The sequence below is a fragment of the Bradyrhizobium sp. 2S1 genome (assembly GCF_011516625.5).
Classification (GTDB): Bacteria; Pseudomonadota; Alphaproteobacteria; order Rhizobiales; family Xanthobacteraceae; genus Bradyrhizobium; species Bradyrhizobium septentrionale.
Map to the genome: position 1 here is coordinate 7,792,585 of NZ_CP147717.1, position 25,756 is coordinate 7,818,340.

25 protein-coding genes, 1 tRNA gene and 3 pseudogenes are annotated in these 25,756 nt (G+C 61.5%); 12 read left to right on the forward strand and 17 right to left on the reverse strand.

Annotated features, from left to right (window positions below):
• Window positions 1-3 precede the first annotated feature (3 nt).
• The 6 genes from HAP54_RS36840 to HAP54_RS36865 all read right to left on the reverse strand — a co-directional run bounded on the left by HAP54_RS36840 (window position 4) and on the right by HAP54_RS36865 (window position 6,648).
• The gene (locus HAP54_RS36840; RefSeq protein ID WP_166295446.1) at window positions 4-810 is read right to left on the reverse strand and encodes an MBL fold metallo-hydrolase; all 807 of its coding nucleotides are present in this window, start codon (window positions 808-810) and stop codon (window positions 4-6) included.
• Window positions 807-1,601: a TatD family hydrolase gene (locus tag HAP54_RS36845; RefSeq protein WP_166306738.1), complete on the reverse strand. Its 795-nt coding sequence runs from the start codon at window positions 1,599-1,601 to the stop codon at window positions 807-809. The genes HAP54_RS36840 and HAP54_RS36845 overlap by 4 nt, the downstream gene beginning before the upstream one ends.
• Window positions 1,602-1,615: 14 nt before the next feature.
• A complete protein-coding gene (metG, locus tag HAP54_RS36850) occupies window positions 1,616-3,583 on the reverse strand; it encodes a methionine--tRNA ligase (protein WP_166295447.1) in 1,968 nt (655 codons plus the stop codon).
• 89 nt (window positions 3,584-3,672) lie between these two features.
• Window positions 3,673-4,713 carry a DNA polymerase III subunit delta' gene (locus HAP54_RS36855; RefSeq protein ID WP_166295448.1) on the reverse strand — a complete coding sequence of 347 codons (1,041 nt, stop codon included), beginning with the start codon at window positions 4,711-4,713 and terminating at the stop codon, window positions 3,673-3,675.
• Window positions 4,710-5,396 carry a dTMP kinase gene (tmk, locus tag HAP54_RS36860; protein ID WP_166295450.1) on the reverse strand — a complete coding sequence of 229 codons (687 nt, stop codon included), beginning with the start codon at window positions 5,394-5,396 and terminating at the stop codon, window positions 4,710-4,712. The genes HAP54_RS36855 and tmk overlap by 4 nt, the downstream gene beginning before the upstream one ends.
• 1 nt (window position 5,397) lies before the next feature.
• Window positions 5,398-6,648 (reverse strand): D-alanyl-D-alanine carboxypeptidase family protein, encoded by a 1,251-nt coding sequence (locus tag HAP54_RS36865; protein WP_166295452.1) that lies wholly within the window; start codon window positions 6,646-6,648, stop codon window positions 5,398-5,400.
• A gap of 160 nt (window positions 6,649-6,808) precedes the next feature.
• On the opposite strand from HAP54_RS36865, the gene HAP54_RS36870 reads away from it, so the two are divergent.
• Window positions 6,809-7,744: an alpha/beta fold hydrolase gene (locus tag HAP54_RS36870; RefSeq protein WP_166295454.1), complete on the forward strand. Its 936-nt coding sequence runs from the start codon at window positions 6,809-6,811 to the stop codon at window positions 7,742-7,744.
• Window positions 7,745-7,777: 33 nt separating this feature from the next.
• On the opposite strand, the gene HAP54_RS36875 is transcribed toward HAP54_RS36870, so the two are convergent.
• Window positions 7,778-8,710, reverse strand: a complete 933-nt coding sequence (locus tag HAP54_RS36875) for a septal ring lytic transglycosylase RlpA family protein (RefSeq protein ID WP_166295456.1) — start codon at window positions 8,708-8,710, stop codon at window positions 7,778-7,780.
• A 666-nt stretch (window positions 8,711-9,376) separates the two neighbouring features.
• On the opposite strand from HAP54_RS36875, the gene HAP54_RS36880 reads away from it, so the two are divergent.
• On the forward strand, window positions 9,377-9,811 hold the full coding sequence (locus tag HAP54_RS36880) for an NUDIX domain-containing protein (protein ID WP_166306741.1): 435 nt from the start codon (window positions 9,377-9,379) through the stop codon (window positions 9,809-9,811).
• Here the strand turns inward: HAP54_RS36880 and HAP54_RS36885 are convergent.
• Window positions 9,804-10,244 (reverse strand): low molecular weight phosphatase family protein, encoded by a 441-nt coding sequence (locus HAP54_RS36885; RefSeq protein ID WP_210297497.1) that lies wholly within the window; start codon window positions 10,242-10,244, stop codon window positions 9,804-9,806. The genes HAP54_RS36880 and HAP54_RS36885 overlap by 8 nt on opposite strands.
• A gap of 815 nt (window positions 10,245-11,059) precedes the next feature.
• On the opposite strand from HAP54_RS36885, the gene HAP54_RS36890 reads away from it, so the two are divergent.
• Window positions 11,060-11,278: a hypothetical protein gene (locus HAP54_RS36890; protein ID WP_175619276.1), complete on the forward strand. Its 219-nt coding sequence runs from the start codon at window positions 11,060-11,062 to the stop codon at window positions 11,276-11,278.
• Window positions 11,279-11,448: 170 nt separating this feature from the next.
• On the opposite strand, the gene HAP54_RS36895 is transcribed toward HAP54_RS36890, so the two are convergent.
• Entirely contained in the window at window positions 11,449-11,625 is a 177-nt protein-coding gene (locus HAP54_RS36895) for a hypothetical protein (RefSeq protein WP_166295458.1), read from the reverse strand.
• Window positions 11,626-12,299: 674 nt separating this feature from the next.
• Here HAP54_RS36895 and HAP54_RS36900 point away from each other — a divergent pair.
• Window positions 12,300-12,874, forward strand: a pseudogene (locus HAP54_RS36900) (IS630 family transposase); the annotation flags it as partial.
• A 75-nt stretch (window positions 12,875-12,949) separates the two neighbouring features.
• Here HAP54_RS36900 and tnpC read toward each other — a convergent pair.
• The 6 genes from tnpC to tnpA form a co-directional block, all read right to left on the reverse strand.
• Window positions 12,950-14,622, reverse strand: a protein-coding gene (gene tnpC, locus HAP54_RS36905; protein WP_166295474.1) for an IS66 family transposase whose coding sequence is annotated in 2 segments (ribosomal slippage) — window positions 12,950-13,956 and window positions 13,956-14,622 — 1,674 coding nt in all. Because the reading frame shifts where the segments join, the coding sequence is not laid out codon by codon here.
• A 46-nt stretch (window positions 14,623-14,668) separates the two neighbouring features.
• Window positions 14,669-14,863, reverse strand: a complete 195-nt coding sequence (tnpB, locus tag HAP54_RS36910; protein WP_166295245.1) for an IS66 family insertion sequence element accessory protein TnpB — start codon at window positions 14,861-14,863, stop codon at window positions 14,669-14,671.
• A gap of 33 nt (window positions 14,864-14,896) precedes the next feature.
• Window positions 14,897-16,102, reverse strand: a complete 1,206-nt coding sequence (gene ltrA, locus HAP54_RS36915; RefSeq protein ID WP_166306750.1) for a group II intron reverse transcriptase/maturase — start codon at window positions 16,100-16,102, stop codon at window positions 14,897-14,899.
• A 107-nt stretch (window positions 16,103-16,209) separates the two neighbouring features.
• Window positions 16,210-17,339 (reverse strand): IS3-like element ISRj2 family transposase gene (locus HAP54_RS36920; protein ID WP_166204126.1). Its coding sequence is split into 2 segments (ribosomal slippage): window positions 16,210-17,087 and window positions 17,087-17,339, totalling 1,131 coding nucleotides; the frame shifts between segments, so codons are not numbered across the junction.
• A 712-nt stretch (window positions 17,340-18,051) separates the two neighbouring features.
• On the reverse strand, window positions 18,052-18,270 hold the full coding sequence (gene tnpB, locus HAP54_RS36925) for an IS66 family insertion sequence element accessory protein TnpB (RefSeq protein WP_166293648.1): 219 nt from the start codon (window positions 18,268-18,270) through the stop codon (window positions 18,052-18,054).
• Window positions 18,267-18,662, reverse strand: a complete 396-nt coding sequence (gene tnpA / locus HAP54_RS36930; protein ID WP_166204038.1) for an IS66-like element accessory protein TnpA — start codon at window positions 18,660-18,662, stop codon at window positions 18,267-18,269. Before tnpA ends, tnpB (HAP54_RS36925) begins: the two co-directional genes overlap by 4 nt.
• Window positions 18,663-18,722: 60 nt before the next feature.
• Here tnpA and HAP54_RS36935 point away from each other — a divergent pair.
• From HAP54_RS36935 to HAP54_RS36965, 7 genes and pseudogenes are all read left to right on the forward strand, one after another.
• Window positions 18,723-19,108, forward strand: a pseudogene (locus HAP54_RS36935) (transposase); the annotation flags it as partial.
• A gap of 20 nt (window positions 19,109-19,128) precedes the next feature.
• Window positions 19,129-19,272: a hypothetical protein gene (locus tag HAP54_RS36940; protein ID WP_166295478.1), complete on the forward strand. Its 144-nt coding sequence runs from the start codon at window positions 19,129-19,131 to the stop codon at window positions 19,270-19,272.
• Window positions 19,273-19,635: 363 nt separating this feature from the next.
• A tRNA-Ser gene (locus tag HAP54_RS36945) sits at window positions 19,636-19,725 on the forward strand.
• A 320-nt stretch (window positions 19,726-20,045) separates the two neighbouring features.
• Window positions 20,046-20,947 (forward strand): annotated as a pseudogene (locus tag HAP54_RS36950) (IS1595 family transposase).
• A gap of 17 nt (window positions 20,948-20,964) precedes the next feature.
• A complete protein-coding gene (locus tag HAP54_RS36955) occupies window positions 20,965-21,648 on the forward strand; it encodes a hypothetical protein (RefSeq protein WP_166295480.1) in 684 nt (227 codons plus the stop codon).
• Window positions 21,645-22,253 carry a hypothetical protein gene (locus tag HAP54_RS36960; protein ID WP_224741613.1) on the forward strand — a complete coding sequence of 203 codons (609 nt, stop codon included), beginning with the start codon at window positions 21,645-21,647 and terminating at the stop codon, window positions 22,251-22,253. Before HAP54_RS36955 ends, HAP54_RS36960 begins: the two co-directional genes overlap by 4 nt.
• A 138-nt stretch (window positions 22,254-22,391) precedes the next feature.
• Entirely contained in the window at window positions 22,392-22,892 is a 501-nt protein-coding gene (locus HAP54_RS36965) for a hypothetical protein (protein WP_339156793.1), read from the forward strand.
• 54 nt (window positions 22,893-22,946) lie between these two features.
• On the opposite strand, the gene istB is transcribed toward HAP54_RS36965, so the two are convergent.
• Together istB and istA are read right to left on the reverse strand one after the other, a co-directional pair.
• Window positions 22,947-23,708: an IS21-like element helper ATPase IstB gene (istB, locus tag HAP54_RS36970; protein WP_029085260.1), complete on the reverse strand. Its 762-nt coding sequence runs from the start codon at window positions 23,706-23,708 to the stop codon at window positions 22,947-22,949.
• Window positions 23,709-23,724: 16 nt separating this feature from the next.
• Window positions 23,725-25,266 carry an IS21 family transposase gene (istA, locus tag HAP54_RS36975; RefSeq protein ID WP_166217180.1) on the reverse strand — a complete coding sequence of 514 codons (1,542 nt, stop codon included), beginning with the start codon at window positions 25,264-25,266 and terminating at the stop codon, window positions 23,725-23,727.
• A gap of 256 nt (window positions 25,267-25,522) precedes the next feature.
• Here istA and HAP54_RS36980 point away from each other — a divergent pair, with 256 nt between their 5' ends.
• A complete protein-coding gene (locus HAP54_RS36980; protein ID WP_166295486.1) occupies window positions 25,523-25,687 on the forward strand; it encodes a hypothetical protein in 165 nt (54 codons plus the stop codon).
• Window positions 25,688-25,756: the final 69 nt, after the last annotated feature.

Consider the following 25,756-nt stretch of genomic DNA (forward strand, 5'->3'; position numbering starts at 1 on the left):
CTTTCAGCCCGCCCGATCCAGCGTCAGGCGCATGCCGTCATAGGCCGGGATCACGCCGGCCGGCAGGCTCTGCCGCAGCACCTCATAGTCGAGGTCGGAATGCAGGTTCGTGAGGACCGCCTGCTTCGGCTTGAAGCGCTCGATCCATGACAGGGCATCGGCCAAGCTGAAATGGCTCGGATGAGGTGCATAGCGCAAGGCATCGACGATCCAGAGGTCGAGGCCTTCAAGCGCCGGCCAGCTCTCCGCGGGGATGTCGTGCAGATCGGGCGTGTAGGCGGCGTCGCCAATTCGGTAGCCGAGCGCTGGAATCCGGCCATGCTGCACCAGGAAGGCCTCGAGCTTCAGCGGGCCGCCCTTCCCTTGCACCGTATGGCTCTCGCCGTCTTCGATCGAATGCCGGGTCAGGATCGGCGGATAGTCGCTGCCTTCCGGCGAGATGAAGCAATAGGAGAACCGCGCCATGATGTCCTTGGCGGTCGACTGGTTGAAGTAGACCGGAATGCGGCGGCGCTGATGCAGCACCACCGAGCGCAGATCGTCGATGCCATGGGTCTGGTCGGCATGCTCATGGGTCAGGAACACCGCGTCGATATGCTCGACGTCGGCGTCGATCAGCTGCTCGCGCAGGTCGGGCGAGGTGTCGATCACGACCCGCGTGGTGCCATGCTCCATGGTGCGCTCGGCCATGATCGAGCAGCGGCGGCGACGATTCCTGGGATTGTTCGGATCGCAGGCGCCCCAGCCGAGCGCCGGGCGCGGCACGCCGGCGGAAGAGCCGCAGCCCAGGATTGTCAGTGTCAGCGTCATGCAGCAACCTTCGGCGGCGCCGGCACCTTGGAGAACAGCCGGAAGAAATTTTCAGTGGTTTGTCGCGAGATCTCCTCCAGCGAGACGCCGCGGGTTTCGGCGAGCACCTTGGCGACCTCGACCACATAAGATGGTTCGTTGCGCTTGCCTCGGAATATTCCGGGCGCAAGATATGGCGCATCGGTCTCGACCATGATGCGGTCGGCCGGCAGCTCGGCTGCCAGCGCGCGCAAGGTGTCCGACTTCTTGAAGGTCAGGATGCCTGTGAACGAGATCGACAGCCCGAGCGCGATCGCCTTCATCGCGAGCTCGCGGCCGCCGGTGTAGCAGTGCAGCACGGCCTTGAACGGGCCCTTCGCAACTTCCTCCTCCAGGATGCGGCCGCAATCCACGTCGGCCTCCCTTGTATGGATGACGAGCGGCAGACCGGTTTCGCGCGCCGCGGCGATGTGCGCACGAAAGCCGCGCGCCTGTGCCTCGCGCGAACCATGCTCATAGAAATAGTCGAGCCCCGCCTCGCCGAGCGCGACCACCTTCGGATGCTTCGTCAGCTCGATCAGTTCGCTCGAGGGAATGCCATCCTCTTCATCGGCGTGATGCGGATGGGTGCCGACCGAACAGTAGACGTCGGGAAAGCGCTCCGTGATCGCAAGCAGGTCGCCGAGCCGCTTCACCCGGGTCGAGATCGTGACGATGCGGCCGATGCCGGCGGCCTCGGCGCGTCCGACGATCCCGTCGAGATCGTCGGCGAAATCAGGGAAATCGAGATGGCAGTGACTGTCGACCAGCATGAATTTCGAACCGCTCACTCGGTCTTCGGTTCCACATAGCGTGGGAAGACGCCGACCGGCGCCGGCAGAACCGTCCCGGGCCTGATCCGCTCGGCAATCGCCGCAAAGCTGCGCGCGTCCGCGGGGACGCCGAGGCTATCGAGCATCTTGGCACAGGATTCGGGCATCACGGCCTGCGCCATGATCGCGATCTGCCGCACGACTTCGGCGGTGACATAGAGCACCGTCTTCTGGCGCGCAGGGTCGGTCTTCGCCAGCGCCCACGGCGCCTCGCCGGCAAAGTAGCGGTTGGCCTCGGCGACCACGGCCCAGACCGTGTTGAGCCATTGATGAATCTGCTGCGTCGCCATCGCGATCCGCGACGCCTCCAGCATGGCGTCGGCCTGCGCCAGCATCGCCTTGTCGTTGTCGCTGAACTCGCCGGGCTCCGGCAGCACGCCGCCGAGCTGCTTTGCGATCATCGACAACGAGCGCTGCGCCAGGTTGCCGAAATCATTGGCGAGGTCGGCATTGATACGCGCGACGATGGCCTCGTGGTTGTAGTTGCCGTCCTGGCCGAACGGCACCTCGCGCAGGAAGAAGTAGCGCACCTGGTCGACGCCATACTGGTTGGCCAGATTGAAGGGATCGACCACGTTGCCGACCGACTTCGACATCTTCTCGCCCCTGCTGAACAGGAAGCCGTGCGCATAGACGCGCTTCTGCAGGGGGATGCCGGCCGACATCAGGAAGGCCGGCCAGTACACCGCGTGGAAGCGGATGATGTCCTTGCCGATGATGTGAACGTCGGCCGGCCAGTAGCGCCAGCGCTCATCGCTCTCGTCGGGATAGCCGACGCCGGTGATGTAGTTGGTCAGCGCGTCGACCCAGACATACATCACATGCTCGGGATCCTCGGGGACCTTGACGCCCCAGTCGAACGTGGTGCGCGAGATCGAGAGGTCCTTCAGCCCGCCCCGCACGAAGCTCATCACCTCGTTGCGGCGGGAGTCCGGGCCGATGAAATCGGGCTGGCTCTCATAGAGATGCAAGAGCTTGTCCTGGTAGGCCGAGAGCTTGAAGAAGTAGCTCTTCTCCTCGACCCATTCGACCGGCGTGCCCTGCGGGCCGCGGCGGACATTATCCTCACCGACGACAGTTTCATCCTCGGCGTAATAGGCCTCGTCGCGCACCGAATACCAGCCGGCATAGGCGTCGATATAGATGTCGCCATTGTCCTGCATGCGGCGCCAGATTTCCTGCACCGACTTGTGGTGAGCAGGTTCAGACGTGCGGATGAAACGGTCGAACGAGACATTGAGCCGCTCGTCCATCTCCTTGAACCGTGCGGCGTTGCGGGTGGCGAGATCGAACGGCGTCATCCCCTCGCCCTGCGCGGTCTGGATCATCTTCTGTCCGTGCTCGTCGGTCCCGGTCAGGAAGAACACGTCCTTGCCGTCGAGCCGCTGGAAGCGCGCCAGCGCATCGGTCGCGATCGCCTCATAGGCGTGCCCGATATGCGGCTGGCCGTTCGGATAAGCGATCGCGGTCGTGATGTAGAAAGCGTTGCCGCGGTCCGCGGCGGGCGCCGAGACGGATGCAGGCGCCGGAGCCGCAGCCGGTTTGGGTTGCTTCGGCGCACGAACCGTTGCCGCTTTCGGGGCCTTCTCGGCAGCCGGGGGCTTCGGAGGAACTGGCTTGTTTGCAGCCGGTGCCACGGCCGCTGCGGCGGCCTTTTTCGGCGGAGCCTTGGTGGCCTTCGCGGCAGCCTTCTTGGTTGTTTTTTTCGCGGCTTTCTTGACGGTCTTTTTAGCTGCCTTCTTCGTCGCCGACTTCTTGGCTCCCGACTTGGCCTTGACCGCCTTCTTCACCTTCTTGGTAACGCGCCCACCCTTCTTGGCGGCACGCGACTTCGCCGCGGCCTTCTTCTTCGACCCACGAACTGGCGATGCTTTCTTCGTCTTCTTGGCCTTCTTCGACGATTTCTTGTTAGCGGTCGCCACCACGGAATCCTTTGCAGATCGAAACGAGATTGTCGGGAGTTTTTTCAGACGAGTGTGTTGTCGGACAGGTGTGTCTTCAGACGGGCCGTCTATCGGGTCGCTTCCGCGAGCATCGAAAACACCGAGAAAACCAGCGGCTTGCGCTCCAGATTGTAGGCTTCGGTATCGCGTGCGGCGCGGACGATCTTTTCCCATACCTCCGCCAGCCGTGCAAGGCGCGGCAGATTGGCATTGGCATCGCCACTGCGCATGCGCTCGCTCATCCAGCGATCGATGCCGTCGATGAAAGCGGCGAGCGCGACGCGGTCGCTGGTGCCGAGCGCGTCACCCAGTGCATGCAGCTCGCGCGGATCGACGCTCGGCAGCGTCGCGAGCAGCGCGGCCGTGCGCTGCTGCAGCTTGAGCGCGTCGCCGCCGAGCAGCGCCAGCGCCCGCCCGACGCTGCCCTCGGAGGCGGCCGCGGCTTCAGCCAGCGCAGGATCGTCGGCGGCCATGTCGGTTGCGGCCGAGGCCGCGCGCACCACGTCGCCCGTCTCCAGCGGCCGCAGCAGCAATTTGCGGCAGCGGGACAGGATGGTCGGCAGCACCCGGGACGGCGCGTGGCTCACCAGGAGGAACAGCGACTGCTGCGGCGGCTCCTCGAGGATCTTCAGCAGCGCGTTCGCGGCGTTGGGATTGAGCTCGTCGACGGTGTCGACGATGCAGACACGCCAGCCATCGACTGCGGCGGTCGAGCCGAAGAACGAGATCGTCTCCCGCGTCTCGTCGACGGTGATCACGGTTCGCATCACGCCGCGGTCATTGAGGCCCCGCTCCAGCACCAGCAGCCCGCCATGTGCGCCAGCCGTGATCTGGCGCGCCACCGGATCGGCGGGATCAACCCGCAACGTCGGCGCCGCCTGAACCTGGGATGACTTCGGATTGCGGAACGCGAGCACGAACCGCGCCATGCGGTAGGCCAGCGTCGCCTTGCCGATGCCTAGCGCGCCGCCGATCAGCCAGGCATGCGGAATTCGTCCGCTGCGATAGGCATCGAGCAAGGCGGTCTCCGCCTCGCGATGCCCGAACAGATCGGGCGTTGCGCGCGGATGCCGGGCCGCAATCTCCTGTTCGACCTTGCGCGCGCTCATGCGGGGCTGTCCGCCGTGAACGTCGAGCGCAAATGTTCGCGCAGCGCGGCCCATATCCTGCCCGCGACCGTATCAGGGTCGGCCGTGGCATCGATCAGAACGCAGCGTTGCGGGTCTTCGGCCGCGATCCTTTGGTACGCTTCGCGCAAATCCTGATGGAACTTGATGCCCTCGGCCTCGAAGCGATCGGCCGTGGCATCGCCGCGGCGCGCGGCGGCGCGTTGCAGCCCGACCTCGACCGGCACGTCGAGGATGAAGGTCAGGTCAGGCTTGAGATCGCCGATGGTGACGCGCTGCATGGCGTTGACGAGGCCGGGCAACACGTGCCCGAGCTGGCCCTGATAGGCGCGCGTGGAATCGAAGAAGCGATCGCACAATACCCAGATGCCCTGATTGAGCGCCGGCAGGATCACGGTGCGGACATGATCGTCGCGGGCGGCGGCAAACAGCAGCGTTTCGGCGTCCGGTCCGAGCAGCTTGCCCATCCCCGACAGGACGAGATGGCGGATGATCTCCGCTCCCGGCGAGCCGCCGGGCTCGCGGGTCACGATCGCGCGCAGCTTGGCGGCATCGAGGCGTTCGGCGAGCTTGCGGATCTGGGTGGATTTGCCCGACCCCTCGCCGCCCTCAAAGGTGATGAAGCGACCGCGCAAGCTCGGCCGTTCGGCTGCTGCTTCCGTCATGTCAGAGCTTCTCGACGCCGGCGCGGAACATGCCGATGACGAGCTCCTGGGCGCCGTCGAGCGCACGGCGCATCGTCGATCCGGTGCCGACGGCCTCCGCCGCGAACACCGGCGTCTCCATCGCGACATTGCCGCCGCGCCAGACCCGGACGACGCCGATCTTCTGGCCGGCCGTGATCGGCGCCTTGACCGGACCGTTATAGACGACGCGCGCGAGCAGCTTGTCGTTCCCGTTCTTCGACACCATCACCTTGATCGGATCGGGGCTGACGAGCTTGACCGAGCGGCTCTCGCCGCCGAACACCCGGGCATAGCCGACCGGCTGGTTGGCCGCGATCAGGACCCGGGTCTCGAAGCTGCGGAACCCCCATTCCAGCATCTTCTTGGCTTCGGTCGCGCGGTCCTCCGAATCCTCGAGGCCATTGACCACGACGATCAGCCTTGTGTCGTTCTGCACGGCCGAGCCGACCATGCCGTAGCCGCCTTCCTTGGTGTAGCCGGTCTTCAATCCGTCGGCGCCGGGCAAGGCGTTGAGCAGCGGATTGCGGTTCTGCTGGCGGATCTTGTTCCAGGTGAATTCCTTCTCGCCAAACAGCTTGTAGCGGTCCGGGTGGGTCAGGATGATGTGCCGCGCCAGCAGCGCGAGTTCCCGCACCGTCATTTTGTTGGCGGGATCGGGCAGCCCGTTGGAATTGCCGAAGGTCGACTTCGTCATGCCGAGCTCGCGGGCACGCTTGGTCATGAAGTCGGTCGCGAATGTATGCTCGTTGCCGGCAATGCCTTCGGCGAGCGCGATGCAGGCGTCGTTGCCGCTCGGGATGATCGCGCCATGCAGGAGATCGTCGACCGAGACCTTGCTGTTGATTGCCGCGAACATCGTCGAGGTCCCGGACGGCGCGCCGCCCCGTCGCCAGGCATTTTCGCTGATCCGGTACTCGTCTGACAGTTTGACGTCGCCCTTCTTGATGGCGTCGAACACCACCTCGGCCGTCATCAACTTCATCATGCTGGAGGGCGCGCGCAGCTCGTCGGCGTTCTTCTCGAACAGCACGCTGCCCGAGGAGGCCTCAACCAGGATCGCGGTCGGCGCATCGCCGTCGAACCCGCCCTCGTCCTTCTTGGCGCCCTGGACACTGTTGTTGGCGGCGTAGACCACCCCGCCGCAGCCGATCGCCAGCGCAACCAGAGCCGCGACCAGCTCACGCCAGCCGCAAGCTAGGAACGTGCTGGGAACTGCGGTTGGGGCTGCCATCGGCGATGTCCTGAAAGGCTGCGTTCTAACAGGTGGAAGTATCGCAAACAACTGAGGTTTCTGCGCTGTGCACCGCCGGTTGGATTGCCGGCTGTACCGAACATCCGTATCCTTCGAACCAGCTCACGACACCAGAACCGGCAAACAAGGCGGAAACGCGATGTCACCCTCCCGCACCATCTCCGCCAACGGCATCGACATGTTCGTGCGCGAGGCCGGGCAAGGCCCGCTGGTCGTGCTCTGTCATGGCTGGCCGGAACTGTCCTATTCATGGCGGCACCAGATCGCAGCCCTCGCCGCGGCCGGCTTTCGGGTCGCAGCCCCTGACATGCGCGGCTTCGGCCGCACCAGCGCACCGGCCGACATTGGCGCCTACACGATCTTCGATACCGTCGGCGACATGGTCGCGCTGGTGGCCGCGCTGGGCGAGAAGCAGGCGATGATCGTCGGCCACGACTGGGGGGCGCCGGTGGCCTGGCACGCGGCCCTGTTCCGACCGGATATCTTCACCAAGGTCGCCGGCCTCAGCGTGCCGCCGCCGTTCCGCGGGCGTGGTCGTCCGCTCGAGACCCTGCGCGAGAGCGGCATCACCAATTTCTATTGGCAGTATTTCCAGCCGCCCGGCGTAGCGGAGGCCGAGTTCGAGCGCGACATCGCCCACACCATGCGGCTGGTGCTGGGGCGCGGTGTCTCCGATCCGAGCTCGATGTTCGTCGATGAGGCCAAGGGCTTTCTCGGCAAGCTGCCGACCGGAATGCCGCTGCCGGCCTGGCTGACCGAGGCCGACATCGCCGAATTCGCCGAGGGCTACCGGCAGTCCGGCTTCCGCGGCGGCCTCAACTGGTATCGCAATCTCGACCGCAACTGGGAGCTGACCGCGCCCTGGCAGGATGCGCAGATCCATCAGCCGTCGCTGTTCATTGCCGGTTCGAATGATTCGGTGATTACCGGGCTGATCGGCGCCAAGCGGGTTGCCGACATGGAGCGTGTGCTGCCGAACCTGCGGCAGAAGCTGATCATCGAGGGCGCCGGCCACTGGATCCAGCAGGAGCGCCCTGACGAGGTCAATTCGGCGCTGATCGCATTTCTGAAATAATCAGGCCAAGGACTTGATTCACAACACTTTGATTCAGTAGAGCCCGCGTCCGCTCAGGACTTCGGCCGGTCCGCGCGCGTCGATCGGCACATAGGCTGCCGCCGGGCTTGGGGTCGCGGCATAGCGCGCGTCACCCTCGTAGGAGACCTCGCGCGGATTGTTCAGGGCGCGGCGGTGCGACCGGCTCGAGGCCGACATTTCAGAGGTGGCGTTCACCGAGGCATAGTCGGCCTGGGTGTTGCCGAGGCTGTACGGCCGCCCCTCTGGCACCGGAACATCGCCGCGGATACGGCCTGCCGAGGACGTCATTTCCGGCACGAACGGCCGTGCCGAGGCGACCCGCACCATGGACGGTGACGGCGCCGGCGTACCGGTCCGCAAGGTCGCCATCAGCTGGCGGTCGTCGGACCCTTCGAGCGGCGCCCGGCCGACATATTCGACGCGGACGCGGGCGACGCCATTGCCTTTGAATTCAAGCAGTTCGGCGGCTTTGTTCGAGACGTCTATGAGGCGGTTGCCGTGGTACGGCCCGCGGTCGTTGACGCGAACGACGAGCGATTTGCCGTTGCTCAGATTGGTGACGCGCGCATAGCTCGGCATCGGCAAGGTCGGATGGGCTGCCGTGAGCGAGCCCATGTCGAACACTTCGCCATTGGCGGTCAGGCGGCCATGGAAATCGTCGCCGTACCAGGACGCCATGCCCTCGGCGCGGTAGTTCTCGTTCTCCTCCGGCACATAGGTGCGGCCGGCCACGACATAGGGCTTGCCGACACGGTAGGTGCCGCCGCCCTTTGGCGCGGGATCGCCGAGCGCGACGACGCGCGGGCTCGACGACACGCCGTATTTGGGATCGACGCGGCTCGCGAACTGGTTCGAGGCGGCGCAATTGGCGAGGACGAGGCACGTCGCCACCGCAACGGCGCCGCGCGCCGTCCGGATCATCGAATCTGGCCGTCTAGTCCCCATCTGCCCCAAGTACCATTCTGCCGGACCTGCGCCTACTCCGAGGCGTCGGGATCGTTTTCGTCACGATGCGGCCCACCTCCGCACCAGCGCTTGACGATATCGCAACCGGAACACGGCGGAAATGCGGTGAGCCGCAAGGCTATGGCACCTTGGTAAATTGCCTGTTGCGCCTCCTCAGTTGTTCTACGGAGCCTGCGCCGTCCAAAACGCCCTCGCCTGTCCCGCGATCAGACACACTGTTGCAGCAAATCATCAGTTGGGGGGCATCTTCGATTCCAACAATTGAATCTTTTTGACTGTGCAAGCCTGCAATCGTTTTCTCCCGAGCGTGGGGCGCAAAGGAAGTTTGCGATGATCGAGACGGTTACAGCGGTGATGGGCCTGGTGAGTGCGGCGATCTTCTTGGCGCATGCCGTGGAAGGCTATCGGTACCGGGCCTGACGGTCCGTTGAACGGCGGAAAGACGCGTCACCCTTTCCTGGAGCGAATGTTCGGAAAGCTTTAATCAATTCGGATGAGCATCACATCAAGGCAGGTGTATCATGCGTAATCACGATTTGGTCTCCGACGGGTTTCTGACCCTGACCGCAGCAAGCCTTGTGCTGCTGTGCTCGAGCCTGCTGGCCTTCGCTTTCGGCTGACCCATTGGATGCCCAATTGAATGTCTTGGGCGGGAAAGTAAGAGAGGGAACATCCGCCCTCCTCGTCAGCACCGATGGCCGCCTTCTGATGCAGCGGCGCGACGACCTTCCTCACATCTCCGATCCGGGAAAGATCAGCCTCTTCGGCGGACGCCGGGAAGGCACAGAGACCTTCCTGGAATGCGTGGTGCGCGAAGTCCACGAGGAGATCGGCTATTACCTGCCGCCCGAGCGTTTTGAGCTCATCGGCCGGTATTCCGGACCGGATTATTCAACGCCAGACGGCAGCCTTCGCGGCGAGGTGTTTCTCGCGCAGGACGTGCCCGCCGAGAGGTTGACCGTCACCGAAGGCCGCCTTGTGATCGTCGCCATCGACGAACTCGAACGTCTCAGCGGCACGCTGGCGGCCCCCGCGGAGTATGCGCTGGCGATCTTCCTGAAACGCGAACCGATTACCTGAGGGCTGAAACCAGTTCGCGGACGCGGTTATCGATCATGGCCAGCGCAACCGAGGGAAGCGCAACGTCGATATCGTCGACATGCCAGTACGTCACCCTGCCGGCAGCCTCGGGGAACCGGCGCTCAATGAGCGGACGATGCTCCGCCTCCTTGAGCGCGATCACCAGGTCCGCATCGCCAAAGTCAGCCAGCGAACATGGCTGCGGATAGCGTGCCGCGCCCTCCGGTATGATGCCCGTTGCGCGGAGACGCTCGTCAGCAAAGCCTGACATCGGCCCGACATTGTCGGGCGATCCGCGTTCGGCCGCGCCTCTGGAGAATGCGCGCCACACCAGCCGTTCGGCGCTTGCAAGGTGATTGAACAGCTCCTCGGCGTATCGACTGCGATAGTAGTTGCCGGTGCAAAGGAAGAGGACTCGCTTCATGAGCATCATGATGGCCAAGCCGGGCGCTCGCGGTCAACGCCGTTGCGTGCATGCCGCAATGAGCCGCAGCCCGGGTTTGGTGACGCCGGCAGAATGGCGTTTGCCAGCATGCCGGCCATTTCGGCCACACTTGGGCATTCTATCCCTCCCCACGACGCGCAGTCGGCCGCGGCACCCAGCCTAATCCCTACCCCGTGAAACCATTTTAACCGGCCCGCGAAACAGGCCTGAAACATTTGGTCGGTAAACCGTCCGCAAAAGATAAGGGGAAGTGTCATGATCGAAGCCACAGTCATCGGGCTGCTGCTTTTGAGCGCGGCTATCTTTAGCGCCCACGTCTACGACGCCATCCACACCCATTGAAGATGGATGTCGTCGGCCTCTCATGTTTCCGTCTGAAACATGAACACCGCGCTGGCTGATCTTCGCCTGCGGATCATTCCGGCCGACAGGTCGTTCAGGTCACAAACACCCTACGCGCGATCGGGCGCGGCAGCGACGTGACCAGTACGCATTTTGGGCGGCGCGTCCACCGAACGAATGATCGAACCTCGCTTGCCGGCGACCGTGCAAGTGAACCGCGGATCCCTGGTGCGGGCCACAATCTACGACAACTGGCGCACGGGGCTGTTTCTGGCGCAAGACGTCGGTCAAGCCGGATTTTCCAACCGCCAGGATTGCTGGAGTGGTCGAGCTAACCGCATTGGAGTGGCATGAACTGTGCAACTGATTGGCTGCCGGGAATTTCAGTGTCCCGGTTCGGGAATAAGCGGTCACCTGGTGTGTATACTTAGGACCGGCGGACCGCCATTTGGGAGGTATCGTTGCATTACACAGCACATCAACAAGCCAGGTTCCTCGTTCGGCGAGGAAGCGCTGACTGGATGGTTTATGATCGGGAACTCAAGGGGCCGGCGCAGCTCAAAAAAAATGGCCCATTCGCCGAGAAGCTAACGAAGGAGCAGGCCGAATACGTCAAGCAGACGCTGACGGAATCCCTCATTGCGCAGGTATCCCGACCCAATCCAGAGCGCGTACCATGACGTCGCGCTACGCTGGCCCCGTTCTGCTCGACGATCTGGCTCGTTTACGTGAGTTGGCAGCGCATTGTGAAAGGCGCGCTTCGGAAGCGCCGACGATCGCATCGCATGGCTTGCGTTGGCCAGAGATTGGCTAGCGCTCGCGCAGTCCAACTCAATCACAGACTGCACGCTCAGCGATAGCCGCGCTGCATCCGATTTACTGCAACGATAAGACTGGGCTGTTCAAGTACCTCAACCAGTCGGTCAAGGATCAGCCGTTCATTGGTGCGCGGCCGAGGTTCGAGATACTCTTCAAGGATTTCCTGGGCGGCGCTTACGGCCTGCAGAGCGATGTCTTCATCCGACATTCTCGAGTCTCCAAGATTAACTCGGTTAATCATTCTGGGGGCGGATAGTTCCCTGTTGAAATTGCGATCACCGATCCCAACGAGCCTGGATACGATCCGAATATTCGAGGAGAAAATTCGAGAAGCAGTGGTACGGCGAGCCCCAGCTCAGGGGGCGAGCTGGGGCTAACGGCGACACCGGAGGCTGTAGCGGCCAACCTCCGACCATGACGTTACGACTCTTTCTAATTTCATCCATCAGGATTCGCTGTTGCTGCAGCGCGCTACCACCTTTGCGCCACGGGCCAGACTATCGCGCCGCTGGTTGGGGCTAGTTCAGAATGGCAATTGCCACGAGCATTTGCAGATTTACTGTATCCCTAGTCGTGCGGATTGGCCGACATCCACACCACACCCCGACCATCGCGCGATAAGGGATCGCCGCTCCGGGCCACGGAGCGACGGTCCCGCCCACTTCACCAAACAAGATGGAGAGGGAATTCCGGATCGAGGTTTTTCAATTGCGCGGCTTCAATCATTTGCCAACCGAACAGCCAATTTTTCAGATCGGCGATCGGGTCCACCTGAGCGAACTCGGCGCTAGAGCATTTTCCGACCGGAATGAATCGGGTGGGGATTCCCAAAACGGCGCGAGTCAGATTCAAGCTGCATGCTGGCGAGGGAGGCCAGCATGTATGGCCAGGGCGCTTTCGGTTGATCTTCGTCAAAGGGTGATAGCCGCGATTGACGGTGGCATGTCCTGTCGACAGGCTGCTGAGCGCTTTGGTGTCAGCGCGGCCAGTGCGATCCGCTGGCGCGGTCGCCTCAAGGAAGTTGGCGACATCGTTCCTAAACGCCAGGGCGGTGACCGCAAATCGCAGCGCATCGAAGCGCATTCGCAATTGATTCTGGAGGCAGTGACAGCGAAGCCGGATATCACGCTCGCCGAGTTGCGAGAACTGTTGAAACGTCGTGGAATATCGACTGGCATCGCGTCGCTCTGGCGTTTTTTCCAGCGCAGAAAGATCACACTTAAAAAAAGACAGCGCACGCCGCCGAGCAACGGCGCGGCGATATAAATGCCGCGCGTGAGGAGTGGTTCGAAGGGCAAATCGATCTTGACCCTGAGCGTCTCGTCTTCATCGACGAAACCAGCGCCAACACCAAAATGGCGCGGCTTTACGGCCGCTCGCCACGCGGCGAGCGATGTCGTGCAGCTATCCCACACGGACATTGGAAGACGACGACATTCACCGCTGGAGTACGCATACGACGGAGGCCGCCTGATTGACGCATGCGCGCGGGCACGGCGAGGTCTATGATGGCATTGGGTGAAGGGTGAAGGTCAGGCGGCCTGCTGATTGGCTGGCTTGTCGGCCTGGCGCAGGAGCTTCCATTCCCAGGGCAAGAGCTCGTGCAGACGCGATGCGGGATGATCGGCGATACGGGCCAGGACGTCGGCGAGCCAGGCCTTGGGATCGACGTCGTTGAGGCGACAGGTCGTGATCATCGTCAGCATGATGGCGGCACGGTCGGCGCCGCGCTGGCTGCCGGCGAAGGTCCAGTTGCGCCTTCCCAAGGCGATGCCTCTCAATGCGCGCTCAGCGCAATTGTTGGTCAAGCAGATCCTGCCGTCGTCGAGGAAGCGGGCGAAGCCGTCCCAGCGCCTGAGCATGTAGTTAATCGGCTTCAGGACCTCGGAGGAACGCGAGAGGGTTTCGCGCTCGCGGAGCAGCCAGGCATGCATGTCCTCGAGAAGTGACTTACTCTGTTCCTGGCGAGCGGCACGCCGCTCGCCGGCACCGCGGCCGTTGATGGCGCGCTCGATCTCGAACAACGTATCGAGGCGTCTGACAGCCTCCAGCGCGATCGGGGAGACCGGTTTGCCTTTCTTGCCTTCCCGAGCATTTTTCTCGATATCAGCCAGCTCGAAGAAGCCCCGCCGCGCATGGGCCACGCAAAACGCCGGCGTAATCGGCAGCGCCTTCTTCTGCGGGTCGAACAGCGGCTCGAAGCCGCTGTAGCAATCCGCCTGCAAGATGCCGGCGAAGGCGGCCAGATGTCTCTGTGGATGCTCGCCTCGTCGGTCGCTCGAGGCGTAATAGACCGCTGCCGGCGGCGCAGGCCCGGCGAACGGCCGGTCATCCCGCACATAAGTCCAGATCCGCCCGGTCGTGCACTTGCCCTTCGCCAGAATACGGATGGTGGTGTCGTCGCCATGAAGGCGCTCGGCAGCGAGCACGTGGCGTTCGATCAAGTGGAAGAGCGGCATGACGGCGAAGGTCCCGTGGCCGACCTGGTCGGCCAGCGTCGACAACGGCAGGTCGATCCCCTCGGCCTTAAAGCGCGCACCTGGCGGTTGAGCGGGATATGCATGCCGAACTTGTCGAACAGGATCGTCGCCAGCAATTGTGGGCCGATGAAGCCGCGCGGCGTGGCATGGAACGGCGCGGGCGGCTGGCTGATCTTCTCGCAATCGCGGCAGGTGAACTTCTCGCGTACCGTCTCGATCAGCTTGAAGCGGCGCGGGATCTCCTCCAGCGTCTTGGTCACATCCTCACCGATCTTCGCCAGCCGCGATCCACCGCAGCAGGCGCAGGTCGTTGGAGTCTCAATGACGACGCGCTCGCGTTCGATATCGTCAGGCCATGGCTTGCGCACCGGCCGCTTGCGCATGAAGGGGCGGACGTTCTGCGTCTTCGCCGCTGCGGCCTGTGCGGCAAGCTCATCCTCGCTCGCCGTGGTGACGAGTTCTTCGAGCTCCAACTCCAACTGCTCGAGCAGCCGTGCCGAGCGCTCGGATCGCTGCCCGTGCAGTTCGCGTTTCAGCTTCTCGATGCGCAACTCGAGATGAGCGATCAGCGCCTCGGTATCCGACAGTTTCGCCTGCGCATTCGCGGCTTGCGCCTGCCAGTTGGCGGCCTTCGCCTCGGCTTTCTGTCGCGCCTCACGCTCGGCCTGCAGCGCCGCCAGGGCACTGACAAGGTCCGATGGAAGATCATCCGGCTTCGATATCATGGAGCCATTGAATCAGATCGAGCCGCAGATTCAAACCGTAAAACGACTATCCGACCCGCGTCGGACGCTGGGTTTCTTGAGGGTTGCGCCAATCGATCCCGGACAACAGATAGCTCAACTGCGCCGGAGAGATCGTTACCGATTCACCAGCAACCGATGGCCAGATGAACCTGCCTCTCTCGAGTCTTTTGGTGAACAAGCAGGCGCCCTGGCCATCGTGAGTCGGCCCCGGGGGTTGCACCCGGAGCCGCTCTCCGAACCGTACGTGACGCTCTCACGTCATACGGCTCTCAACAAGTAACGAGGCAGAACTCAACATCGCCCAATGAGCGAACAGCTTCGGCCTGCGGCAGCGGATCAATCTGAGCCAGGTGGAGGCTCTGACTTTTCCATTCTTCAGCCCTTTGTATTTGCGTCGCGCCCAGCGGTTAAGAGATTCGTCGACATATCGATACAGGTTGTGCATTTCTGACCGCCCATATCTGCCGTAGTACTGCCTCCATCCACGAAGGACGGGGTTCAGTTCCAAGGCAATTGCGTCGACTTCCGTCTGCGAGCGAAGCCTGAGGCGGAGCTGCCGGATCGTCATACGCATAGACGTCATCGCCGCCCTGCTGACCGCTGGCGAGAACGTACAGAAGTTTTCTTTCTTCTGATGGTTTCTTGCCCTGCGCGGTCGAAAGGTAAATCCCAGAAAGTCAAATGACTGACTGGCATGGCTACCCGGGCGATTGCTGTCTTTGCAGTAGACGATCTTGGTCTTGTCGGGATGCATTTCGAGTTCGCATTCCTTAAACCTTGCTTGCAGCGCCGCCTTGATGGCTTCCGCTTCAGCCTTGGTTCGGCAATGAACGAGCCCGTCGTCCGCGTATCGACACCACGGCGACTGCGGGAAGTTCCGCGCCATCCATGTATCGAACGCATAATGCAAGAACAAATTGGCAAGGACGGGACTGATCACGCCGCCTTGGGGTGTGCCCCGGTCGCGAGCGGTGATCGCTCCGTCTCTGTCTTGCATCGGCGCTGTTAGCCAGCGTTCGATGTAGAGCAGAGCCCATTCGTCTTGCACATGCTTCCTGACGGCCTTCATAAGCAACTTGTGGCTGATATTGTCGAACAGGCCTTTGATGTCGAACTCCAGCACCCAGTCCATCCTCCAGCACCGTTGCCGGGTGACGCCGACGGCGTCCAGCGCGGATTTTCCGGGCCGGTAGCCGTAGGAATCGGGAAGGAAGATTTCCTCGAGTGCTTGTTCAATCTGCAGCTTGACGACCGTTTGCGCCACGCGATCTGCTACTGTCGGCACACCTAGAATGCGTTGCCCGCCGTTCTTCTTGGGAATGGAGACAGCCCGAACGGCAGGTGGAAAGTAGCTGCCAGAAGACATTCGATTCCAGACCTTGTAAAGGTTGCCCTTCAAGTCCTTCTCAAAAGCTTCGAGAGAGCTGGCGCCGGTTGTTTGGACAGCGCCCCGCGGGATTTAAGTGGATTCCTGCCGGGTTATGCTGAACGCGGGGCCTTACGATTTTGTCGTTGCGTCGGGAGGGCGTAGCCCGACCAGAGCGACGACAAAATCGTCGGCGACGGTCATGCGGCCATCACCATAGCTTGCGTGCCGAAGTAAGCCTCGTCGGGCGTGCGCCCGTCAAGGCTCGAGTGAGGGCGTCCCTGATTGTAGAAGGCCAGATACTTGGCAATTGACGCTCGCGCCTCGGACACGCTGTCGTAGGCGCGGAGATAAACTTCTTCGTATTTGACCGTGCGCCAGAGCCGCTCGACAAACACGTTGTCGCGCCAGGCGCCCTTGCCGTCCATGCTGATGGCGATCTTCGCGTCCAGCAGCACATCGGTGAACTCGAGGCTGGTGAACTGGCTGCCCTGGTCCGTGTTGAAAATCTCGGGCCTGCCGTGCTTCGCCAACGCCTCCTGGACCGCTTCGACGCAGAAGGCCGCCTCCATTGTGATCGAGACGCGATGGGCCAGGACCCGTCGGCTGAACACATCGACGACCGCCGCGAGATAGACGAAGCCACGCCGCATCGGAATGTAGGTGATGTCCATTGCCCACGCCTGGTCGGGCCGCTCGATCTTCAATCCGCGCAACAGGTACGGGTAGATCTTGTGACCCGGTGCCGGCTTACTCGTGTTCGGGCGACGATAGACCGCCTCGATCCCCATGCGCTTCATCAGCGTCGCGATGTGGCGGCGACCGGCGTATACGCCCTCCCGCCGCAGCAACGATCGCTGCATACGCGCTCCCGCGAAGGGATAATCGAGATGCAGCTCATCGAGCCGACGCATCAAGGCAAGGTCCTCGGCCGAAACTGGCCGAGGTTCATAGTAGACCGTGCTGCGAGCCAGCTTCAGGACCTTCGCCTGGCGCACGATAGAAAGATCATGACCGCGGTCGATCATCGCTTTGCGCTCAGCAGGCCCGCCTTGGTGAGCGCGCCGGACAAAAAATCGTTTTCCAACGCCAGCTCGCCGATCTTGGCATGTAACGCCTTCAAATCGACCGGCGTCTCGGCCGACGCCTTGTCATGCCCAAACACGCCGGCGGCGCCTTCCAGGAGCTGGTTTTTCCAGATCGTGATCTGGTTCGGATGAACATCAAACAGTTGCGCCAGCTCCGCCAGCGTCTTGTCGCCTTTGACCGCAGCCAAAGCAACCTTCGCCTTGAATGCCGGAGAATGCATCCGGCGGCTCTTCTTCGTCATCTTCGCTCCTGATTCGCAGCAAGAATCCTCGCCGCTGTCAGGCAGAAAATCCACTCAAGCTACTGTCCGAATTTGCGGAGCCAGCTCTGAGCGACACCTTATCCACGCCGGCCGAGCCCGCATTGGCTTTGACCAATCGGTAGGCCTTCATCACTGTCTGCTTGTCGATATCGTACTGCTTACGTCCGGTTACACTCACATGTCCTCCTGCTCATCACAGTTGCATATGGGAGCAACCCACTTGTTTCGGCCCCTTCGCTCCAGTCCCATTACAGCACCTTCATCACTACTACGAGCCGATCCGCCCCAGTGTTGTGCTTCGGTACTCTCGTCTCGCGGTGTGCGCCGCTTGAACTTCTCCCTTGGCATCACAACGACTGGTTCCTGCAGTTCTCTACAAGAGCCTGTATCCAGATCGCGTCCCCTAAACGCCGGTCGCCATCCGCGCAGTAATCCAGGCGCCTCACGGATTGATCTCAGGGATGGCACGCGCCCCTGATTTTGGCGACGCCTTAGTAATTTTCGACGCGTCATCGGAAGATTCGCTTTCGCTCGCCTTCTGGATACTTACCTGCCCCGTACACCCGGGACTTTTGCAACACTTGCTCATGACCGCGCCTTTTAAGCGAAGCCACAGTGTCGTGGTTTTGCATCTGCGCCTGAAACGCCGATGCAGGAGGGCCATCCTCCATCTCTCATAAAGCTGTACGCATTAAATTCGGTTATTCACCTCCTTCATGCTCTGCAGCACACCGTGCCAAATGACCTTCAATAGATCACCGCGTTTGCCCCGGAAGCAGAAAAGACCGCCGCCCATGGCGTCGCGCTTGAGCACTTCCTGCACGCGCAGAGCCAGGCTCGGAAAGCCGCACCGCATGTCGGTATGGCCCGTCGCCAGCCACACCCGCACGCCCATCGGGATCGGGATCATCGGCGCGCCAGGCCCCGAGCAATTCGAACGACCGCCTCGATATCCGCACCGGGGCCGAAGACCACGCGCAGCCCCTGAGGGCTCACGATTTCGATCTGACCTGTCTCGACAGCTTCCGTCGTTGGCGGCGTACTTGCCGCAACTATCGCAGGGACGAATGTCGGGCCGATCGAATCCTCTTCGGCCGGATCATGACAGGTCCAAGCCTTGCGCCAGCTCAGCAGAAGCTGACGTGATATCCCATACCGGCGAGCCGTCGCCGACACCAGTCGTGGCCCCGAGAAGCTCTCCTCTACGATTCTGAGCTTCTCCGCACGCGTCCAGCGTCGCCGCCGACCGGTCTCCACCAAATCCATGCGGCTCAGCACCGCACTGTCCTTATGTACGTCCATAAGGACAGTCAGCTACAGATCGGAAAAACTCGCAAGACGGCCGCCCTCGGACGGATACCCGCTGGATTGCGCTCCGACGGTCTGATCGCGCCGCTTGTTCTGGACGGTCCAATGGATGGCGACGCTTTCCTGGCCTACGTCGAGCAATTGCTCGCCCCATCGCTGCGGCCGGGCGATACCGTTATCATGGACAACTTGCCCGCTCACAAGGTCCATGGCGTTCGAGAGGCCATCCGGGCGGTCGGAGCAAGCCTGCTCTATCTTCCGCCCTACAGTCCAGACTTCAACCCGATCGAAATGGCCTTCTCTAAACTGAAAGCCCTGTTGCGGGCCGCCGCAGCGCGCACCATGCCCGATCTCTGGCAAGCAATCGCCAACGCTCTCAAGCGCTTCTCACCCGAGGATGCCAAAATTATCTCGTCGCGGCTGGTTACGACGCAACGTGATCGGAAAATGCTCTAGTCGAATGAAGAGAGCCCTCTATACGACCGGATCGGTCGTTGGCGCGGGCAAAGCAAGCAAATTAGCTGTTCGCGTGCTCTTTGACGGCATGAAAACGCCGGTCAGCCTTCATCAAAGCTATCTTGAGCTCGACATCGGAAAACCGTGAAAATTCACCGCAGGTTCCCCTGCTCTCTCCTCATTGGCACGTGCAGAGAAGCTGCCCGACATGGACTGGTCCTACTATCTCCTGGTCCTTGCTGTTGTCCTGAGCCTCGTTGCCATTGGCCTGCATGGTAGCCTCTACAGGAGGGATACGCGGAAGGATGACTGATCGATGAGCGCATCGAGCGGCTGGACCTAAAGCGCCCAAAGAAGGACGATTAGCCCACCCCGTACGCGCTCGGGTACAGCGCGTTGACGTTTGAGCGCTTGCTGCATAGAAAGCGACGACCGTTGGGTAGCAAGCTGGTAGCACAGTTCTAGATCTGTGCTGCCGACACCGACAAAAAGCCTAACGATTTCAAGTTTTGGAAGGGTGGCCGAGTGGTTTAAGGCACCGGTCTTGAAAACCGGCGTGCCCGCAAGGGTACCGTGGGTTCGAATCCCACCCCTTCCGCCAATACACCATCTAACATACTGATATTGCTGGATTGTTTTGATCGTTCGTGAGGCACCCCACATCTGACCCCACGATTATTTCTCGCTGTAGTCACCCTCTTCAAATGCTTGAAGAAATTGTGTGTTCTTCACAGGATCGACGCGGTCGGCTTGCGCGAGCGCCCAGCTGCTCCAGCGCGCAAGGTCTTCGGCAGGCGCTGCAATGCCTTCGGGTTCGACCGCCTGTCCTAATTCCCCGCCGCGAGTGTCCTAATTAGGGCAATTATATACTTGACAAGTACGGGCGGTGAGTGGTTGAGTCAACCAGAGAGGGAATCCGCCATGTCCGTCCTGTCCGCACCGCACTTCCACAATGAGGCCGCAGCCATCGCGCGGCTGGAGGAGATTGTGTGGCCGCAGGGGCCTCATTGCCCGCGCTGCGGCGGCTTTGACCGCATTACGGACGTCAGGGGCGGCCGGGCTGGCCTGCGCCGCTGCGGCCCCTGCAAGCGCGAATTTACGGTCACGGTCGGAACCATCTTCGAGCGCAGCCACGTCAAGCTGCACATCTGGTTTCAGGCCGCGCATCTCATGGCGTCCAGTAAGAAGGGCATCAGCGCGCACCAACTGCATCGGACGCTGAAGGTGACCTATAAGACGGCTTGGTTCATGGAACATCGCCTGCGCGAGGGCCACTTTCTGATGGGCGGCGAAGGAAGACGGTCGAAATCGATGAGACCTACGCAGGTGGGTGGGAAAAGAACAAGCACCGCAGCAAGCGCAAGCATCTGGGAACGGGCGGCGCGGGCAAGGAAGCTGTTTTTTCTTTGGTCGAGCACGGCGGAAAGGTTCGCTCTCATCACGTCGCGCAAGTGACCGCAAAGACCCTGCGCCCCATCCTGCAAGCGCAGGTGGATGGCAAGACGGCCGTGATGACCGACGAGGGGCTTGTCACCAAGACCATAGGCTGCGACTACGACCTACACGAAACCGTTAACCACGGCGCCGGCGAGTATGTTCGCGGCGGCGCACACACGAACACGATTGAAGGTTATTTCTCCATCCTGAAACGTGGCATCAACGGCACGTATCACCACGTTAGCCAGCAGCACTTGAAGCGCTATCTGGCTGAATTCGACTTTAGGTATAATGAAAGAATGGCTCTCGGCGTGTCCGATGAAGCTCGCACGACCAAGGCGCTTCGCGGTATCGTCGGGAAACGGTTGACCTACCGGGACTCGTAGGAAAGCGGACGAAGATCATGGCCGGTGCTGACTTACTGGAATCTGGCATCTATACGGTGCCTGATGCTGCCGAGCTTGTAGAAGCTCCGGCGCAGCTCGTTCGCATTTGGGTTGGCGGGCACAAAGGAAAACAAGAGCCAGTCATCGTCAATGATCTTGGTCGCGTGCATGGCAAGGTGGCCGTCAGCTTTCACAACTTGATGGAGCTTCGCTTCGTTGCGCTGTTTCATGGCGCCGGAGTGCGCCTGCAAGACATTCGTGCGATCATGAGTGAGGTTCGTCATTCTCTAGATCATCCTCATCCGTTCGCAACGAAGATTGTTTTCCGAACTGACGGAAGAAAAATCGTTGCTGAGATCGGACGCAGAAACGGTGTCAAGGACATCTACGATCTTCGCAGCAAGAACTACGAGATGCATCCAGTTGTGATGAAGTCTCTAAAGAACGATGTAATCTATGATCCGCGTGGAGAGGCTACGGCGTGGCGTCCGCGCCGTAAGATCGCGCCCAACGTTGTAGTTCATCCGTCTTTCTCTTTCGGTCGTCCCATACTAGAGCGCAGCCATATTCCGACAGCCACCATTGCAGCCGCTGCTAAAGCAGAGAAGAGCGCAAGGGCGGCGGCATGGATGTATGAGGTGACAGAGAAAGAAGTTCGCGAAGCAATCAAATTTGAACAATCTTTGCATAAGGCCGCTTGAAAATAGCTTTTGACGAGCACATTCCTCCGACAATGGTGAAGGTGTTTCAAACCTTCGCCAGCGATAAGCAGTTGCTAAAACTCAGCGCCGATCTAGTTCTCGAAAAAGCCCAGACTTATTACCCGAAGCCGAGCGACCCTGATTACTTGAGGCGCAACGATGTCCCCTGGATCAGGAGATTTTCCAAGGCCGGGGGCAAGGTCATTGTGTCCGGAAATACACTGATGAAGGTCAACTCCCACGAGCGTCTTGCGCTGGTGGAAGAAGGCATGATCGTGCTCTTCTTTGAGAATGCATGGAATCAGTGGGGATATTTCCACAAGTGCTCGTTGCTGTTGCACTGGTGGCCAATGATCGTGAAGCAACTAAAGACTGCCAAGCCATCTTCGTTCTGGCATATACCGGCAACATGGCCAAAGACGGAAAGCGCAAAGTTACGCTCAGTCCCCAATCATGACTTGAAGCTTGAGAAGATAGAGCGACAAAAGGCGGATCAGCCGAGAATCCGTGCAGAGCGCGCCGCAAAGCGGCAAAAAGAGCAAGAGGCAGACGATTTGTTCAAGGCGGCAGATCGCAGAGAGAGCAGCCAAAATGAAGCCCGCTAAACCAAAGCCCGACGATCCGAAGCAATCGAAAGCCTTCATTGACAAGGCTCGCGAGATCGAAGCGGATGAAGACAAGTCGGCGGCCGACGAACTCATGAAGCGGCTGGCGACGAAGAAGCCAGAGCCTCGCAAGCAAAAATGATGCTTTGGCCGCTGATTTCTGGCTTTGCTGGCGGTGTGATTGGATGGCTGTTCACCACGGCGCTAGCGCAGCCTTTTCAGAAGTTTATCCAACTGCGGCAAGACGTGGCGACGGCTTTAGCAGAATTTGAACATAGTCGATTATGGACAGGCAATCCGGAAGAGGAGCCGCCGACGAGGGAGTGGTTGGAAAAACGACAAATCGCTTACGAGAAGGCTGGAGCTGCTCTTGTTGCCTATTCCATTTCGAATTCGTTCTTTACCCAACTGTTGCTCAGCCGTTGGCTTGGGTCTCGGCGCTGCTATGTTCGGTCCGCTGGTGATTATCTTCGCAATCTTGCGAGGATGACCCCGGGCAGCCAAACCAGCGAAAAAATTCACGGGGCCGTTATGAGGCAGCTGCGGCTCGCCTCGCCGTTTGATGTAATCCTGCCACTATGGAAACGGTTACTCGTGCATATTTCAGTGATGGTGAGCAGCGATTTCGCGCGATCATGAGCGGCGAATTCAGACGATCGTGAGCAGCCCGCTCCGGCCGAGGCGGTGATAGAGTCAGCGTTCTGGCTGCTCGTCAAGGGTGATGGTTCTGGCGTTGCGTTTTCGCATGCTTTCGCCGGCAAGCTGGAGGCGGTGAGCGTTATGGACGAGGCGATCGAGGACAGCGTCGGCGTAGGTTGGGTCTCCGATAACTTCGTGCCATGTGTCCACAGGGAGTTGGCTGGTTACGATGGTGGAGGCGCGGCCATGGCGGTCCTCAAGGACTTCCAGTAGATCGCGCCGTTCGGCAGCGGTGAGCACTGACAATCCCCAATCGTCCAAAATCAGAAGCTGGGCGCGGCCAAGGGTTTTGAGCAAGCGGGCATAACGTCCATCCCCCCGCGCGAGTGCCAACGCTTCGAACAATCTTGGGACGCGATGATAGAGAACCGAGCGATTGTCGCGGCAGGCCTTGTGGCCGAGGGCACAGGCTAACCAACTTTTGCCCAATCCGGTCGCTCCGGTTATGAGCAAATTCTCGTGGCGATCGATCCAGTCGCCGCTGACCAGCTTGGCGAAGACGGCCCGGTCGATACCCCGCGGCGTGCGCAAATCGACGTCCTCCAAGCAAGCATTCTGGCGGAGCGCGGCCAGCTTGAGGCGCGTAGTGAGCCGCCTGGTGTCGCGTTCCGCGGCTTCCCGGTCGACCAGCAGGCCGATGCGATCTTCGAACGGCAAGGCTTCGAGATCAGGTGATCGTCGCTGCTCCTCGAAGGCCTTGGCCATGCCGCTCAAGCCGAGCTCGATCAGGCGTTCGTGGGTGGGATGGGTGAGCATACAGGTCTCCTTGGCTTCAGTGGAAATAATCCCGGCCGCGGATGTTGCCGTGGCGCAGGGGTTGGGGTTCGGAGGGCTCGTCGAGAAAGGTGCGATCCAGGCCGTTCTGGAGGATGGAGCGGATCGAGGCGACGGATCGCGCCTTGATCAGAATGCCGCGCCGGCAGGCCGCGTCGACGCGCTCGGCGCTGTAGCTTTTGGCCAGCGACAGAATGCCGAGGCAGGTGCGAAAGCCTTGCTCGGGATGCGGCCGGGCCGCGATCACGGCCTGGAAGAAGGCGGCGGTCGACGGACCGATCCGCTCGCCGGCGGCGATCACTCCGGCGGGCGTCCATTGGCCGTAGCGCCGATGGGCGCTGGGCATGTGGTCGGCGGTGGTGGTGTGGCCCCGCCGGTTGGGCGCGCGGGCGTGGCTGGCGATCCTGCGGCCGTTGTGGAAGATCTCGACCGTCCTGTCGTCGATGCGGGCATCGACAAGCTCACGGATGAGCCGATATGGCGTGGAATACCAGTGTCCATCGATCTCGATATGATAGTCGGGGCCGACCCGGCATCGCTTCCAGCGCGCGAAAGCGTAAGCCTGATCCGGCAGCTTTGTGAGCTTGGGCTTGTCGAGTTCGGAGAACAGTTCGGCGCGGCTGGCGCCAAAGTCGCGCATCTGCCGGGCATTGAGTTCGACGACGAGTATTTTGATGGCTGCGTTCAGCTCCGCCAACGAAAAGAAGCGTTGGTTGCGCAGCCGCGCCAAAATCCATCTCTGGGCGACTTGCACCGCAACTTCGACCTTTGCCTTATCTTTTGGGCGCCGCGGCCGGGCTGCGAGAATGGCCGTGCCGTAATGGCTCGCCATCTCGGCATAGGTTCGGTTGAGGCCAGGATCGTGGCGGTCGGGATTGGTGACGGCGGCCTTGAGATTGTCGCAGACCACGAATGTCGGCGCGCCGCCGAGGAAGGCGAAAAGGTTGATGTGGACCCGGATCCAGTCGGCGAGCCCCTCGCTTGGGCAGGCCTCGGCGTAGGTATAGTTGGAGGCGCCCATCGCTGCGACGAACAGCTTCATCGACTGCACTTCCCCACTTGAGGGGGCGATGACGTCGATGGTGTCGCCGGCGAAATCCACGAAAACCTTCTCGCCGCCCAGATGGGTCTGCCGCATCGAAGGCCGGGCTCGCCCCTTCCAGGCCTCGTAGGTCGTGCAGAACCATGTGTAGCCGAATCCATCGGGATGGCTGGCGCGATACTCGTCCCACAGCAGCCGGCGGGTCACGTTGCGCCGGCGCAGCTCCTTGTCGACATAGCCCCAGTCGGGAACGGGCCGCTGTGGGCTCTGTGACGCAGGCCTCGGCGCAGGGAAAAGCAGCAGCTCCAGGTCTTCGTCGGTCATTCCGACCGGCAACGGCCAGTTCAGTCCGGCAGCCCCGGCTCGGCGCAGATAGCTGTGCACGGCTCCGTTGCTGATGCCCAGGGTGCGCGCGATGGCTCGCTCCGGCAAGCCTTGAACATGTTTTAAGCGGAGAACCTCTTTGATCCGGCGCATCGACAATCTCTGGGTGGGCATCGGCCTTCCTCGTTCACTGACGAGGCAGTTCCTAAGCCGGTTGAGTTGTCGGCCGAAGCGGGCTGAGCCGCTGAAAAGCTGCTCACGATCCCGCGAAATCCGTGCTCACGATCGTCTGAAATCTCTGCTCACGATCCCCTGAAATCCGTGCTCACGATCCCGCGAAACATGCATACTCGACCGTTAGGGTCGTACTCAAGTATATAATTCCCCTAATTAGGACAGCACCCGGGGGACACGAGACTTCGAACGGCGCGTGCGACGCAAGGCCCAGCTGGAAGAGGAGCTGAGGCAGCAGCGCCTCGAGCTTGAGCGAAGGGAACGCGAGCGGCAGGAAAACCTCGCCCAGGCCCGCATCGACCGGCTGCTCGCAGAGGCCGCGTCTCTGCGCAATGGCGGGGGCGCGTCAGAAACCAGATGAGGAATGAAAGAAGCCGCCAACTGAGGCGGCCTTACTGTTCCGGCTCAAAGCGGGCGACCTTGGGATCGC

Excerpts from the sequence above, each read along its gene's own strand:
- HAP54_RS36840 (WP_166295446.1), bottom strand. The coding sequence starts at position 810 with ATGACGCTGACACTGACAATCCTGGGCTGCGGCTCTTCCGCCGGCGTG.
- HAP54_RS36845 (WP_166306738.1), bottom strand. The coding sequence starts at position 1,601 with ATGCTGGTCGACAGTCACTGCCATCTCGATTTCCCTGATTTCGCCGAC.
- HAP54_RS36855 (WP_166295448.1), bottom strand. The coding sequence starts at position 4,713 with ATGAGCGCGCGCAAGGTCGAACAGGAGATTGCGGCCCGGCATCCGCGC.
- tmk (WP_166295450.1), bottom strand. The coding sequence starts at position 5,396 with ATGACGGAAGCAGCAGCCGAACGGCCGAGCTTGCGCGGTCGCTTCATC.
- HAP54_RS36865 (WP_166295452.1), bottom strand. The coding sequence starts at position 6,648 with ATGGCAGCCCCAACCGCAGTTCCCAGCACGTTCCTAGCTTGCGGCTGG.
- HAP54_RS36870 (WP_166295454.1), top strand. The coding sequence starts at position 6,809 with ATGTCACCCTCCCGCACCATCTCCGCCAACGGCATCGACATGTTCGTG.
- HAP54_RS36875 (WP_166295456.1), bottom strand. The coding sequence starts at position 8,710 with ATGGGGACTAGACGGCCAGATTCGATGATCCGGACGGCGCGCGGCGCC.
- HAP54_RS36885 (WP_210297497.1), bottom strand. The coding sequence starts at position 10,244 with ATGATGCTCATGAAGCGAGTCCTCTTCCTTTGCACCGGCAACTACTAT.
- HAP54_RS36895 (WP_166295458.1), bottom strand. The coding sequence starts at position 11,625 with ATGTCGGATGAAGACATCGCTCTGCAGGCCGTAAGCGCCGCCCAGGAA.
- tnpB (WP_166293648.1), bottom strand. The coding sequence starts at position 18,270 with ATGATCCCGATCCCGATGGGCGTGCGGGTGTGGCTGGCGACGGGCCAT.
- tnpA (WP_166204038.1), bottom strand. The coding sequence starts at position 18,662 with ATGGACGTACATAAGGACAGTGCGGTGCTGAGCCGCATGGATTTGGTG.
- HAP54_RS36940 (WP_166295478.1), top strand. The coding sequence starts at position 19,129 with ATGAAGAGAGCCCTCTATACGACCGGATCGGTCGTTGGCGCGGGCAAA.
- HAP54_RS36955 (WP_166295480.1), top strand. The coding sequence starts at position 20,965 with ATGGCCGGTGCTGACTTACTGGAATCTGGCATCTATACGGTGCCTGAT.
- HAP54_RS36965 (WP_339156793.1), top strand. The coding sequence starts at position 22,392 with ATGATGCTTTGGCCGCTGATTTCTGGCTTTGCTGGCGGTGTGATTGGA.
- istB (WP_029085260.1), bottom strand. The coding sequence starts at position 23,708 with ATGCTCACCCATCCCACCCACGAACGCCTGATCGAGCTCGGCTTGAGC.
- istA (WP_166217180.1), bottom strand. The coding sequence starts at position 25,266 with ATGCCCACCCAGAGATTGTCGATGCGCCGGATCAAAGAGGTTCTCCGC.